The sequence below is a fragment of the Arthrobacter sp. BK1 genome, assembly GCF_056680055.1.
Genome location: NZ_CM155263.1, coordinates 1,290,051 through 1,303,709, shown reverse-complemented (window position 1 = coordinate 1,303,709; position 13,659 = coordinate 1,290,051). Strand labels below are relative to the sequence as shown.

At 65.5% G+C, this 13,659-nt stretch carries 14 protein-coding genes; 3 read left to right on the top strand and 11 right to left on the bottom strand.

The window, feature by feature from the left end; genetic code table 11:
* Positions 1–208 precede the first annotated feature (208 nt).
* The 4 genes from AC1MCA_RS05735 to bioB form a co-directional block, all read right to left on the bottom strand.
* Positions 209–685: a very short patch repair endonuclease gene (locus tag AC1MCA_RS05735; RefSeq protein ID WP_479801816.1), complete on the bottom strand. Its 477-nt coding sequence runs from the start codon at positions 683–685 to the stop codon at positions 209–211.
* Between the two features lie 73 nt (positions 686–758).
* Complete coding sequence (locus AC1MCA_RS05730) at positions 759–1,193, bottom strand: pyridoxamine 5'-phosphate oxidase family protein (protein WP_108600779.1); 435 nt, start codon at positions 1,191–1,193, stop codon at positions 759–761.
* 72 nt (positions 1,194–1,265) lie between these two features.
* Positions 1,266–1,550, bottom strand: a complete 285-nt coding sequence (gene bsaP / locus AC1MCA_RS05725; protein ID WP_479801814.1) for a biotin synthase auxiliary protein BsaP — start codon at positions 1,548–1,550, stop codon at positions 1,266–1,268.
* Entirely contained in the window at positions 1,547–2,569 is a 1,023-nt protein-coding gene (bioB, locus tag AC1MCA_RS05720) for a biotin synthase BioB (RefSeq protein ID WP_479801812.1), read from the bottom strand. Before bioB ends, bsaP begins: the two co-directional genes overlap by 4 nt.
* 199 nt (positions 2,570–2,768) lie before the next feature.
* On the opposite strand from bioB, the gene AC1MCA_RS05715 reads away from it, so the two are divergent.
* Positions 2,769–3,839, top strand: coding sequence for an alkene reductase (locus tag AC1MCA_RS05715; protein WP_479801810.1), 1,071 nt, complete (start codon positions 2,769–2,771; stop codon positions 3,837–3,839).
* A 243-nt stretch (positions 3,840–4,082) separates the two neighbouring features.
* Here the strand turns inward: AC1MCA_RS05715 and AC1MCA_RS05710 are convergent, their stop codons facing one another.
* A complete protein-coding gene (locus AC1MCA_RS05710) occupies positions 4,083–4,379 on the bottom strand; it encodes a hypothetical protein (RefSeq protein WP_108600771.1) in 297 nt (98 codons plus the stop codon).
* Positions 4,380–4,564: 185 nt separating this feature from the next.
* On the opposite strand from AC1MCA_RS05710, the gene AC1MCA_RS05705 reads away from it, so the two are divergent.
* Entirely contained in the window at positions 4,565–7,039 is a 2,475-nt protein-coding gene (locus tag AC1MCA_RS05705; protein ID WP_479801808.1) for a Tex family protein, read from the top strand.
* A gap of 9 nt (positions 7,040–7,048) precedes the next feature.
* On the opposite strand, the gene AC1MCA_RS05700 is transcribed toward AC1MCA_RS05705, so the two are convergent.
* The 6 genes from AC1MCA_RS05700 to AC1MCA_RS05675 form a co-directional block, all read right to left on the bottom strand.
* Positions 7,049–7,840 (bottom strand): ZIP family metal transporter, encoded by a 792-nt coding sequence (locus AC1MCA_RS05700; protein ID WP_479801806.1) that lies wholly within the window; start codon positions 7,838–7,840, stop codon positions 7,049–7,051.
* Between the two features lie 258 nt (positions 7,841–8,098).
* Positions 8,099–8,839, bottom strand: coding sequence for a YqjF family protein (locus AC1MCA_RS05695; RefSeq protein ID WP_479803295.1), 741 nt, complete (start codon positions 8,837–8,839; stop codon positions 8,099–8,101).
* Positions 8,820–10,469 (bottom strand): HNH endonuclease signature motif containing protein, encoded by a 1,650-nt coding sequence (locus tag AC1MCA_RS05690; protein ID WP_479801804.1) that lies wholly within the window; start codon positions 10,467–10,469, stop codon positions 8,820–8,822. The genes AC1MCA_RS05695 and AC1MCA_RS05690 overlap by 20 nt, the downstream gene beginning before the upstream one ends.
* 101 nt (positions 10,470–10,570) lie before the next feature.
* Positions 10,571–10,987 (bottom strand): DUF1622 domain-containing protein, encoded by a 417-nt coding sequence (locus AC1MCA_RS05685; RefSeq protein WP_108599065.1) that lies wholly within the window; start codon positions 10,985–10,987, stop codon positions 10,571–10,573.
* A 44-nt stretch (positions 10,988–11,031) separates the two neighbouring features.
* On the bottom strand, positions 11,032–11,892 hold the full coding sequence (locus AC1MCA_RS05680) for an SDR family oxidoreductase (protein WP_479801802.1): 861 nt from the start codon (positions 11,890–11,892) through the stop codon (positions 11,032–11,034).
* A 4-nt stretch (positions 11,893–11,896) separates the two neighbouring features.
* Positions 11,897–12,811: an MSMEG_6728 family protein gene (locus AC1MCA_RS05675; protein WP_479801801.1), complete on the bottom strand. Its 915-nt coding sequence runs from the start codon at positions 12,809–12,811 to the stop codon at positions 11,897–11,899.
* A gap of 166 nt (positions 12,812–12,977) precedes the next feature.
* On the opposite strand from AC1MCA_RS05675, the gene AC1MCA_RS05670 reads away from it, so the two are divergent.
* Entirely contained in the window at positions 12,978–13,568 is a 591-nt protein-coding gene (locus AC1MCA_RS05670; RefSeq protein WP_479801799.1) for a hypothetical protein, read from the top strand.
* Positions 13,569–13,659: the final 91 nt, after the last annotated feature.

The window sequence follows — 13,659 nt, the reverse complement described above, 5'->3', positions numbered from 1 at the left end:
CTGTCCTTTCCGCTGGGGCTTGCCACCCCGGAAAGGGGGCGGCGCCGTCGGGCATTGCATCCACTTTCAGACTAAGACTGTTATGTAAGCCCGGCATGGCTCAGCACAAGGAATGTGGCTTTACTGAGGAGACTGCGGGTTTACCTTCAGGAGTTCAATCCTCGCGGGCGCCCATCAATTCGGGAGGAGGCAAAGGGTCAAGATTGACTCAAGTTCCGTCGGCGGGCTGCAACAGTGGCGGGGAACCAGGCGGACCGGCAGCAGCGGCGCCGAGGAAGCGCACCAGCTGGGCTTCGAGGGACGAGCCGTCTTTCAGCTCGCACTCCCAGACGGTGAGCACCTCCCAGCCGGCGTCCTCCAGTAGCCGGCGCTGGGATGCATCGCGGTGCAGGGTGCGGGTGCGCTTGGCTTCCCAAAAAGCGGCGTTGGCTTTGGGGGCATGCTGGCCCACCCTGCAGTCGTGGAAATGCCAGAAGCAGCCATTGACGAAGATGACTTTGCGCCGCCCTGCGAACACGAGATCGGGACGGCCCGGCAGGCTGGTCTTGCCGGCTTTTCCGTGCAGGCGGTAGCGGTATCCCTTGGCGTGGAGCAGGCGGCGCACCAGCAGTTCAGGCTTGGTGTTCTTGCCCCTGATCCTGGACATGTTCCAGCTGCGCTGCTCGGGAGTCAGCCTGTCCGCCATGATTCCAGTCTAGAAGCTACCTGCTTGAGGGGTTACAGGAGGTACCGGTGCAGTAATACCGGTGGAGGAGAGCCTAGATCTCGCGCTCGGGCTGCTCGCCGAACTGGAAGTGGCGGCCGCTGACGGAGCGGGGTTCGATCTCCACATAGAAGTCCTTCAGCGTGGGTACCCAGGTTTTGAGGCCCAGGCTCTCAACCTCGGCGAGCTCCGCGGAGTTGCTCAGGACGCGCGCCGTGCCCCGGACCACTACCGACCACGCCTCGTCCTCGAGGATGCCATCGGTTTCCAGGAGCACGGTGGAGTTGATGGTCAGCTGGGCGAGCTTGTTTCCCGGCGCTGTGCGCAGGTAAAGCTTCCGTCCCGAGGCAAGGTAGTTGACGGGAAAGATGTCGGGTTCGCCGGCCACGGAAACCACCAGGCGGCCGTGCTTGGTGGCCTCCAGGAGTTGCCAGGACTGCGCGTCGTCGAGCTCGAGGACAGGGTTTCCATCTGCGTGGTTGAACATCATGTGGGCCATTCTTCTACGATCCGTAGAAGAATGCTAGACCCCCGCTGAAATTTGCTCGGTGGCCGGAAGTCCTCAGCCGCTGAAGCTGCCATGGCGGGAGCAGGTGGCCCACCACTTCAGCGGCGCTACCTGAACCTTGAGGCGGCGCCCGCACTCCCGGCAGAAGCGCGGTGGCTCCAGCTGGAGAAGGGCAGAACACCCGGTGTGGGCGTCCGACGGCGGTGACGCACCGCCGTCGGCCGTCCCGCCGTCGGACGCCCGGCCGCAGTGCCCGCAAAAGGAGGCGCGGGCAGGTGCCGAGACAAGTGCTGGAGCCACGGCGCCGGCAGGAACATTTGTGGCTGATGCTGCTGTCACAGGGTCTTCTGGAGTTCTTTGATGGGCATGCTGAGTTCCACCAGGAGGTTCAGGTCCGCAGTGGCCGGCCGGCCCAGTGTGGTGAGGTAATTGCCCACGATGACAGCGTTGATACCGCCCATGAGACCCTCACGGGTGCCCAGGTCCCCGAGGGTCAGTTCGCGGCCGCCGGCGTAGCGGAGCACCGTGCGGGGCATGGCCAGGCGGAAGGCCGCGATGGCTCGAAGGGCGTCCTTGCCGTCCATGATGCCCTGGTTCTCCAAGGGGGTTCCCGGGCGGGGGTTGAGGAAGTTCAGCGGGACCTCGTGCGGTTCCAGGGCCGCCAGTTGCGCGGCCAGTTCCGCGCGTTGTTCCAAGGACTCGCCCATGCCGATCAAGGCACCGCAACACAGTTCCATCCCTGCGTCCTTGACCATGGCGCAGGTTTCCAGGCGCTCCTCGTAGCTGTGGGTGGTGACCACCTGCGGAAAGTAGCTGCGGGCCGTTTCCAGGTTGTGGTTGTAGCGGTGGACGCCCCAACTGGCGAGCTGGTCCACCTGCCGCTGCGTGAGCATGCCCAGGGAGCAGGCGATGTTGATGTCCACTTCCTCCTTGATGCGGTCGATGGCGAACTTGATCTGGTTCATCAGCTTGATGTCGGGACCCCGGACGGCGGCCACAATGCAGAATTCGGTGGCGCCGGTGGCAGCGGTTTCCTTGGCCGCTTTGACGAGTTCCGGAATGTCCAGCCAGACACCGCGCACCGGACTGTCAAAAACGCCCGACTGGCTGCAGAAGTGGCAGTCCTCCGGGCAGCCGCCGGTCTTGATGGAAATGATGCCTTCCACTTCGACGTCGTCGCCGCAGTGTTTCAAGCGGACCTCGTGGGCCAGTTGCAGTGTCGCGGGGAGGGCGCTGTCCGGAAGGTTGAGAATCTCCACCAGCTGGTCTTCGGCCAGGCCAATGCCCTGTTCGAGCACCTGCGTCCGGGCGGTTTCGAGAATCGTGTAACTGTCCGGGCGTGCTGCCTGCATCGACATTGATGGTCCTTATATGGGGTTCCGTGGTCTTCTTCGACGCTAGTTCGGGGATTGTGGGGCGGTTTTGTGGGATGTCTACAACGGCATCCGAGCGCGTTTGTCCGGCGGCGGAACCATGATCCGCGTCTCATCCGGAATAGTTGCAGGCGCCGGGCAGTTGGGCCAAGCAGTACCCATTCATTTTCGAAAGGAACCGCGCATGCTGTTTTCCCCGTTGACCCTTGGCGAGCTTGAACTGCCTAACCGCCTGGTGATGGCCCCGCTGACCCGCATCCGTACCGGCGAAGAAGGCGTTCCAGGTTCGCTGGTAGCGGAGCATTACCGGCAACGCGCATCCTTGGGGCTCATCGTGAGCGAAGGCATCTTCCCGAGCCCCGCCGGGCGCTCGTACACAGGCCAGCCCGGGTTGGTCAACGCGGAGCAGATCGCCGGGTGGAAGAAGGTCACCGACGCCGTCCACGCCGAGGGTGGCCGGATGTTCGCGCAGATCATGCACGGCGGCCGGGTATCCCACGAGGACATCACGGGTGGCCGGACCATCGTAGGACCGAGCGCGGTCGCCATCGACGGCGAAGTCCGGACGCCGTCCGGCAAGCAGCCGTTCCCTGTGCCGCACGCCTTGAGCACTGGGGAACTGTCCGTCGTGATGCAGGAGATCGTCACCGGTGCCGTCAACGCGATCGAAGCCGGCTTCGACGGCGTGGAGCTGCACTCAGCCAACGGCTACCTCCTGCACGAGTTCCTGGCCCCGAACTCGAACGTCCGCTCGGACAGCTACGGCGGCTCGCCGGAAAACCGGGCACGCTTTGTGATCGAGACTGTCAACGCCGTGGTGGCGGCCCTGGGTTCAAACCGCGTGGGCATCCGGATCTCACCCGAGCACAATGTCCAGGGCATCGCGGAAACGGATGCGGCCGATGTCCGCGCCACCTATGAGGTCCTGGTGGACAGCATTGCTTCCCTGAACCTGGCCTACCTGAGCATCCTGCACCACGACCCGAGCGGGGAGCTGGTGCAGGACCTCCGGACTCGCTTCGGCGGTCCGTTCCTGGTGAACAGCGGCTTTGGCGTGGTCACCACCCGCGAGGAAGCCCTGGCACTGGTAGCCGACGGCCACGCGGATGCCGTGGTGGTGGGGCGCCCGGCCCTGGCGAACCCCGATCTGGCCCGCCGCTGGAAGGAAAGCCTCCCGCTGAACGACATCGACCCTTCCACGTTCTACGCCGAAGGTGCCAAGGGCTACACCGATTACCCCGTGTACTCCGGCTAAACCGGGTCACTGCGGCGCCTGTCTGAGCGGCGACAACTGCTGCCCAGCCAGCAACATACGGCGACGGCGGCACCCTGGTGGGGTGCCGCCGTCGTCGGCTGCGCGGTGTGCTGTTCCGGCAGCCGGTGCCAATTAGCCATCCGACGGCTGTTTGGCTGAGTTACAAGTTGGCCCGCCAGGTCCGTAGAAAACCCGGCGGTGATGACAGGATACTCCAGCGAATGGACTATCGCTAGAGGCGAGTTAAAGGAAGGCTTCGCGGCCGGTGCCTTCCCGCATGACCAGTTTGCCGTCCTGGATTGAGACGAGCAGGCTCTTGGGTTTTCCGCTGACTTTGAGGATGCCTTTGAGCCCCCGGTTGGTGACTTCGACGCCCACCTGCGCACCCTTCGCGGGCAGTTCGACTGAAGTTTCGAAGGCTTCTCCCAGAAGCTGGTTGGTGGAGACCCCGACGTCACGGCGGACCTCCTTGCCGTTGACCAGTACGGTGATGTTGGCCTCGTCGAATCCTTCCTGAAAGACGATGAGTAGTTCCCGCATGGTGGCCTCTTCCTCGAAATGATTACCGATGACGGCAACTCAACTACAGCACTTCACGGCCCGGAGTGGAATACCCGTTTCCGCTGCCGCACCGGCGGGAGGTTCAGGCCGGCCGAGTGACGGTTGGAGTCGCCAACCCCAGCCCTCCGGTGGAGACCGTCAGGGCAGTAGGGCAAAATGTTCAGGTGACTCAACTCCCGCAGCGTCCCTCGGCCCCCGCATCGCCTGCCCAGACCGGCGCGATCACGCCGGACGACACAATTTATGCCCAGATTGCCGCTGAACTTGGCGTTCAGACCTGGCAGGTGAAGGCCGCAGTGGAACTGCTCGACGGCGGGTCCACCGTCCCTTTCGTCGCCCGCTACCGCAAGGAAGCCACCGGGACGCTGGACGACACACAGCTCCGCGAGCTCGACGAGCGTCTGCGTTACCTCCGCGAACTGGAGGACCGCCGTCGTACCGTCCTTGAGGCGATCGCCGCCCAGGGCCAGCTGACGCCGGAACTGCAGAGGACGATCCTTGCTGCGGACACCAAGTCCCGGCTCGAGGATATCTACCTGCCGTTCAAGTCCAAGCGGCGCACCAAGGCCCAAATCGCCCGCGAGGCTGGGCTGGAGCCGCTCGCCGAGACGCTGCTGAAACGCCCGGACCTCGATCCCGAACGGGAGGCGGCCAAGTATCTGAACCGGGAGCACTCCATTGACGATTCGGCCGCAGCGCTCGCCGGTGCCCGCTCCATCCTGGTGGAACGCGTTGCACAGGATCCGGATCTTGCCGCCAACCTGCGTGAGCGGCTCTGGACCCAGGGCCGGATGGTATCGCGCGTGAAGAAGGGCAAGGAATCCGACGGGCAGAAATTCGCGGACTACTTCGAGTTCGCCCAGGCTCCGTCCGGGATGCCCTCACACCGCGTACTGGCGTTGCTGCGCGGCGAGAAGGACGGAGTGCTTGAACTGGACCTCGCCGAAGCGGACCCCACTAACGACGACGCCCTTGCCGCCGCGCGTGCGCGCTACGAGGCCGCGGTGGCCAGATGCCTCGGGGTTGCCGACCGTGGCCGTCCCGCCGACGCGTGGCTGATGCAGACCGCTCAGCTCGCCTGGCGCTCGCGCGTGCTCGCGCGGCTGACTGCTGACCTTCGCGGCCGGATGTTTACGGCTGCAGAAGACGAGGCCGTACGGGTCTTTGCAGCCAACCTGCGCGACGTCCTGCTCGCGGCGCCGGCCGGTAACCGGGCCACCCTCGGTTTGGATCCTGGCCTGCGGACCGGGGTGAAAGTCGCTGTGGTGGACGGGACGGGCAAAGTGGTAGCGACGGACACCGTCTACCCGCACGCGCCCGCCCGGAAGTGGGACGAGGCGCTCGCCACGCTGGTCCGGCTCGCGCAGAAGCACCACGTGGAGCTGGTGGCCATCGGCAACGGCACGGCGTCCCGCGAAACGGACAAGCTCGCGGCCGAACTGATCAAGCAGTTGCCCGCAGCGGAGCAGAAACCGCAGAAACTTGTGGTCTCCGAGGCCGGCGCGTCGGTGTATTCGGCGTCTGCGCTGGCGGCCGCTGAGCTGCCCGGCATGGACGTGTCCCTGCGCGGGGCGGTGTCCATCGCGCGGCGCCTACAGGATCCGCTGGCCGAACTGGTGAAGATCGATCCGAAGTCCATCGGTGTGGGGCAGTACCAGCACGATGTCACGGCGTCGAAGCTGGACCGGAGCCTCGACGCGGTGGTGGAGGACTGCGTGAACGCGGTGGGAGTCGACGTGAACACGGCCTCGCCTGCGCTGCTGAGCCGGGTGGCCGGCGTCGGGCCGTTGCTGAGCGAAAACATTGTGGCGTACCGGAACGAACACGGACCGTTCGCCAAGCGCAGCGAACTGAAGAAGGTGCCGCGGCTTGGTGCCAAGGCGTTTGAGCAGTGCGCCGGGTTCCTGCGGATCACCGGGGGAGCGGAACCGCTGGACGCGTCGAGTGTCCACCCGGAGGCCTACGCTGTGGCACGCAAAATCCTGGTGGCGGCGGGATCCGCACCGGCGTCGTCCCTGGATCCGCGCACCTTTGTTGACGGGACTTTCGGGCTGCCCACAGTGCAGGACATCCTGGCCGAGTTGGATAAGCCCGGCCGCGATCCCCGCCCGGCCTTTGCCGCTGCGACCTTCTCGGAGGGGATCGAGAAGATCTCCGACCTTAGGCCCGGAATGGTGCTGGAGGGGACTGTCACGAACGTGGCCGCTTTTGGAGCCTTTGTTGACGTGGGTGTTCACCAGGACGGACTTGTCCACGTTTCGGCGCTGGCCAACCGCTTCGTGTCCGACCCGCGCGAAGTGGTGAAATCCGGGCAGGTGGTCCGGGTGAAGGTGCTCGAAGCTGATCCGGAACGGAAACGCATCTCGTTGACTTTGAGGCTCGACGACGAGCCGTCGCCTTCCGGCGGCGCGAGAACTCCGGGTGGCGCGCGGGAGTCCGGCGGTCGGGGCGCCGGTGGGCAGAACTCCGGGGTTCGCGAGTCCGGCGGTGGGGGTGCCGGTGGGAAGAACTCCGGCAACCGCGGCGGCGGCAAGAACAGCGGCGTGCCGAACTCCGGTGGCCGGCCTCCTGCCCCCAAACCGGCCACCGCCAATACCGCCATGGCCGAGGCGCTCCGGAAGGCCGGGTTGGGCAGGTAGCCCGGTGCTTTAGGCGAGCGACAAAACGAACGCCAGAACAAACCCGGCGGCGGTGCTCAGCGCCACCGCCGGGCCGCCGTGCTCAAAGGCTTCGGGCATCAAGGTGTCTGCCAGCGATGCAATGACGGCGCCTGCAGCAAAGGCCAATGGCAGCGAGATCGCCTCAGGATCGGTTCCGGAAAGCGGTCCAGCGCCGACCACGACGGCCACTACCAGCAGCACCGCGCAGGCGCCCCACAGCCCGATGATGCTTCCGGCCGAACGGCCTTGGGTCCGCATGGAGGCAGCGCCTACCAGGGCCTCCGGAAAATTGGACACAAAGATGGCGGCCAGCAGGGCCAGGCCGCCGGTTCCTTCACCGAGGGATACCCCTAAGGCCACGTTTTCGGGCACCCCGTCCAGTGTGACTGCAGCCAGGAGGGCAAGTCCTGCGGCGCCGCGGGTCGATTCAACAGTTGCGGGTTTGTCAGCGGCCGCTGCGTCGGTATCGAGCTTGGCGCTGCCCTGGAACTCGTCCGCTGGTGTGGCTTTGGCGCCGGGCTGGGCCCAGCGGTCCAGCAGGGCGCTGAGGGCGGTGAACACGATGGCTCCCACCATCAAACCAATCGCCGCCCTCAGGATGCCCCCACGCTCGTAGGCGTCCTCGAACAACTCGAAGGTCAGGGCGGTGATGAGGGCTCCCGCGGCGAAGGCGAGGAGCATCGCCAGGAGGCGCTTGGGGAGTTCGAACTTAACACCGATGAAGGCACCCAGAATCAGTGCACTGGATGCTATGGCGCCGAAAACCAGCGACATCATCATTTCGACAGTATAGGAGCGGGATGCTACGGGAGGAACCTATATTTGCAGGTCAGGGGTCGAAGCGGACAGCTCATCACGCACAGCCGGGCAACCGAGGGAGAACTGTATCTTGACCCCTCCACCTCCCTCCAAGCTGGTGTGGGAATCTTGGTGGCCAGGTTTGCTGAGGGTAGCGGCTTGCTGGACGCGTAGACGCCTGATGCTCTTGGTAGGTGACGCACTGGTAGTGCCCGTCCTCCGGAGGGCGGCGTCGGCGAGCTAGGTACTCACAACCCTCGGCCGGCCGAACTGAGTCCGAACTCCCGGCGAGAAAAGGACCGAGTCCGGGGGACCAGCCACAACCATGCCGGCAGCGCTGACTAGTCCGTCGTCGAGCTTGGTCAACTCGGCCTGGTGCAAGGGCCAGGCTGAGTGCGTGTTGGGGATGTACAGCGTGCGGCCGCGGAAGCTGGTGTGAAGGCCAAACCTTGCGGTGAGGTGTACAGACAACGGATCGGTGACGACGCTTTCCAATTCAGGTACAGCTGCGAACTCGCTAGTGGCGCCACCCCGAAACCGCCGCACAGAGTAGCCTGTGGAACCGTCAGACGCTGCGGAGCGGAAGCCAGTCCTGGACCAGACGTACGGTATTCCTGCTGCCCGGGCTGTGAGCACCACCGCCAGCCGGTCAGCATCAAGGCTCAGGAACACCACACCTCGAGTGCCATCCGGTTCACGGGAGTACAGGCGGACATTGACCTCGTTGAAATCTCCGAAGAACGGTATTGCCGGGCCACGGCCGAGGCCGGCCTTACGCATCCGAAAACCTATCAGCCCCACCCAGGACGAACCGTCGTAAACATCGGGGATCACGCCGGGCGGCATGAAGGCGGCTGCGGTCGCCTGGGGCACGCGCCAGTGCAGGAACAGGGCATCTATCCAGCGCTGGTCCATGATGATGGGACCAGGCAGTTGCGGCGCTTCCGGCCACGGATCAGGGCTACCCAGCTGGGGATTCATCATCGCATCCACCTTTCATCCTGCATCCCTGAATTACGGTCCGGTCTATGCTCGGGCATGTCAGCCTAGCCGCAATTCCCCAGCAGATTGTCACGTTTGTAGTATCCCGGGTTGCCGCCGTCCCGGAAGTGGCTCGTCGGATATCGCCGTCGATGTGAAGATCGCGGGACAGCACCATTTGTTCCCCAGGTGCCATGTTCATGGCTCCGGCCGGCCCCGTTTTTGTGAGTGCTTCCGGTAACCGTGGTGGTTCCCAGTCGGGTTGTTCGCTGGCGTAGTGTCTGCCTGTGGGTGAGATCCAGCCCGGCGGTTCGGTCTTGGAGGCGGGTCCGGGTGTCCAGCCGGTGTTGTGCCTGAGCTTGTGGTGCTTCGGGCACGGCTGGGCGAGGTTGCTGATCCCGGTGGTTCCGCCGTGCGCCCAGGCGAGGAGATGGTCCGCTTCGTTATCCAGGGAGGCGTTGCTGCAGCCAGGGAACGGGCACTTGCCATCCCGGAGTCTGAGCCATTGGCGTTGGGCTTTGGTGACCGGGTAGCTGGTCCGCCCGATCTCCAGCGGTGCACCGTCCCTCGGGTCGATCAGGACCCGGGGGAAGGAGGAGGCGCCGTCCGCGATGAGCCTGCGTGCCATGGTGACCGGGATCGGACCGTACCCGTCCAGCATCGCCGGTTCATCCGTGGCACCGAGGAGGGACATGACGGGCACGGTGACCAGGACCTGCGCCCGCGGCACCGGGACCCGCCCCACGGCACTTCCGCCCGTGCCGCCACCCATGGTTCCGCCCCCACCCGGCTGGCCGGCAGTCTCACCTGCGCCTTCGAGGAGCAGGGTCGCGGCGGTGTCGGCGCGCATCTGGGTCAGGGTGCGGTCCTCGTCCGGGCCCTGCAGCGCCCGGGCCGCGGCCGTGGTGCGGTTCCAGATCCCGGCGGCCTGGTCCGCGGGCAGGTACGCCGAGAGCCAGGCCATGCCGTCCCGGTCCGGGCGGTATTCGAGCCGCCGGTCCGACACAGACCGGGTGTGGCGTTTTTCGATGCTGACCGGGTGGTGCCGTTCCCGCCATGTCCGGGCCTTATGCCGGAACCGGGACGCGACCAGTTCCCCGACCGGGCCGCCACGGGCAGGGTTGGGCGCGTCAGGGTCCAGGAAGTGCGCCTCCAGAGCCCCGGCTGCGGCAGGGTAAAGGTTGGTGGTCTCGTCCACCATCACCCGGGCATGCTGCCACGAGATTTCCCCGGCCGTGAGTGCGGACAGGGTCAACGGCAACGCGGTGGTCAGAGCCTGGGACTCGGTCAGCAGGGCCCCGACGGTCCGTTCACCGACCGTCAGGGCGCACGCGACCTCGGCCACGACAGCCATCTCCTGGGCCCGGTCAGAGTCATCGGGAGCCGCCAGAGCCTGGGCCGTGTCCGCGTAGCCCGCGGCTGCGTGGACGGTGACGGCGGCGACCTGGGCATTGATCCGAGCAGTCAGGGCCAGCGTATCCAGCCAGCCATCAGCCTCCCGGCGCAACGGATCACCATCCGCACACCTGGCGGCCCCGGCGGAATCCGCGCCGCGCTTGGCCGCAGCAAGCAGCAATGCGGCGGAAGCACAAACAGCCTCCGCCGCCTCAACCGCTGCCCTGTTTCCCATACCCACATCATCCCGCCGGGCACTGACAGAAACCCCGAAGCTACAGGCCTATGTGAATAACCCTGCGGCTGTGGATAACCCTGCGGTCACCCGAAGTAGCCTTAGGAACCTGCCCGCGCGGGCTCGGCAGATTCTCCGGAGTCAGACTCTGCTCCTGAGTCAGACTCCTTCTGCCACGGCCAGCGCCCGGTGATTTCGAGCTCCAGCGAGAAGCTCAGGAAGGTTCGGATCAGCACGATAATGGCCAGTACGCCCACGCTCTCGAAGGTGGGCGTTACTGCGACTGTGCGGATGATGTCGGCCGCCACCAGAAGCTCAAGGCCCAACAGGATGGACCGCCCCAGCAGTTGCCGATAGGCGCGGTAGACGGTCAGTTTCTCAGCCCCGGCGGGGAGCTTGCGTGGCTGATAGCCGCGCACAGCCATGGGAATGGACACGATGGCGCCGATGACCATCACGGCCACTCCGGCGAAGTCCATGTATTTGCCCACGGCCTCAATGATGTGCTGGAAATCCACCGTGCTCCTCGTCTGCCAGGATCAGTACTCTGCCTTGCCCCAGCCTACGGGTGGCGGACTCCGGAGCCGGCCAAGACTTCCCGGTAGCCTTCGCGGAACGACGGGAAGGCGAAGGTGAAGCCGGTCCCACGGAGCAGGGCGTTGCTCACCCGCTTGTTACCGCCACGGGCCTCGCCGGCCGGACCAACAGGAGGTTCCGGATAACCCATCTCAGCGGCCAGGAAGCGAAGTACATCTCCCATGTCCGCGGGATCGTCGTCCACCCCTATGTATACCGGTGCAGGCATGGACTCCAGGGTGGTGAGGTGGACGATCGCGGCCGCAGCATCGTCCCGGTGGATCCGGTTCGTGTAGCGCGGTTCATCGGGAATCACCGCGGCCCCGCCGCGGACCTGATCAATAAGCCTGGTTCGCCCAGGACCGTAGATCCCGCCCAGCCGGAGAATGACCGGCGAGGATTCGGTGCCGCGCAACCGCGAGAGCAGGAGCTCCTCCGCCTCCCGGATGATGCGCCCCGAGAAACCACCAGGTGCCGGCGTCGTACTTTCATCCACCCAGCCGCCGGCGGCGTCGCCGTAGACGGCAGTAGAGGACACGAACAGCACCCGCCGCGGCCACACGCCGTCGCGCGCCAACGCGTCCAGGACGTGCGAAAGCCCGTCCACGTAGGCAGCCCGGTAGGCCGCCTCGGTGGGTGAGTCTGCCGCTACGGCGACGACGACGGCGGTGGTGTCCGCCGGAATGGCCGGGAGGTCGGCGGAACTCAAGTCAGCCGGAACGCCTTCTATGGCGGCCGGCAGCTTCTCGGGGGAGCGGCGCCAGCCAACGACGCGATGGCCGAGGGCAGCAAAGCGCAGGCCCGCCTCGGTGCCTAAATCGCCGCAGCCGGCCAGGAGGATGCTCACGTGGTCAGGGTGCCTGGACCGGGAAGAACACGCGGGGATCCTGCAGGAGTGCCGGGTAATCGAACGCGGACCGGTCAATCACCTCGGTGACCGTGAAGTTGCGGCCGAAGCGGCCGTCGTCGAGCGTGATGGGCCTGCCCACCACCTGGCCGACAGCGAACTTGGCGCCGTCCTCGAACATGACCGCCACGGCTGTCTTGCCCGGCAGGGTAGCGAAGGCGTTCTCCTGGGCCTGGCGCTTCCGCGTAGGTTTTTTCACCTGCTGTTTGGGAGGAAGCTTGCGGGGCTGCTTGGACGGGCGGCGCGATCCGTCGTCGACGTAGACGGGGGAGTAGCCGTCCGGTTCGACCGCGACGGGAGCCACAGCGTGGCCGCGGACCGGCGGCAGAGCCACAGTGTCCAACGTTTGGGGATCGATCTCGGCGTGAGGGTCGCGGAGGATCCAGAGGATATCGCCCTCTGGTTCCGCGGGATAGAACTCGTGCTTGGGCTCGGGCCAGAGGTAGTCGAGGTCCACGTCAGCGTCCGGAAACACTTCCTTGTAGAACTTCGGTTCCTTGTGGACCAGCTTGGCCCGGTGGCTCAGGTGGAAGTCCGGATTTCCGAGCCATTCCGGCATGGGGATTTTGGCGGCGTAATCCGGGTGGGCTGCCTGCGGCGCGAACTCGGTGATGTTGGCGCGCGTGTTGTCGGCGTGGCCGCGGGCGGTCCATTCGTCCACCATCGCCAGGCCGTACATGGTCAGGGCCGGCACATGGCCCATCCACATGCGGACGGCGGGGTGGGTCTGCCAGCCGTACTCGGGGATCACCAGCGCACGGAGGGTCTGCAGCGCTTCGACACGCTGTTTGCCAAGCCTGGCGGTGTCCAGTGCTGCGGCGCTCTGCCGGAAATCGGGGTACGGGAGGAAAGTTTGCATTCTTTCAGTCTGACGGCACCGGGCGGATGTGCCAATTGCAGTGCCCGCCACCACACGCGAGCCGCTTGCCCGCGGAGCAAATGTTCACATAGTGGACCGATGCATACAGCGGATATCGCTATCCACTAAGATCACCGAAACGCCCCACCGTCCCGGAAGCCCCCTCATGACAATTTCAGCTGATTTGACCCACGGAAACACGAGTTCTTTTGTGCCCCGCTTCGGGCAGATGCTCAGTCCGGAGGCCAAGGGCATTCTGGTCCTTGATGAATTCACCATCGATCCGGCGGCCGCGCGCAAGGAGCAGCATGGCTTCCGCGCGTCGTTGGCCTCGGTTGCGCTGACGCTGCGCCGGATCGTGGCCCTGCGCGTGGTCATTGCCCTGGTGGCCATCGGGAACCTGCCACTGTTCCTGCTTTCCAGCGGCTGGTGGATCTACGCCGTCTCTTTGACTCTGGTGGCTGCTGTCCACCTGGCCGTCTCCTGGCTGAACCGCCACGAGCCCAAGGTCCGCCAGCGCCAGATGCTCGAACTGCACATGCACCGTGAGAAGAGCGCGAACTACCGCAAGGTCCGCGACGCCGTGAAGTACATGATCGACACGCCCAGCCGCATGAACGAGCACCTTTACCTCGAACTGCTGGCAGCCAAGCGCGTGGCGTTGAACCTCGCCCACGGGACCGTTGCGCTGCTGGACACCAGCGACGACGCCGCCTGGAAGGTGCGCATCATCCGCGAAATCAAGGTCGCCGTCTAACAAGCCAATACAACGTACGACGCCGGCGCTCCCCTTTTGAGGGGAGCGCCGGCGTCGTCGTTTGGGAGGCAGTCCGTTCCCGGCCCAGTCA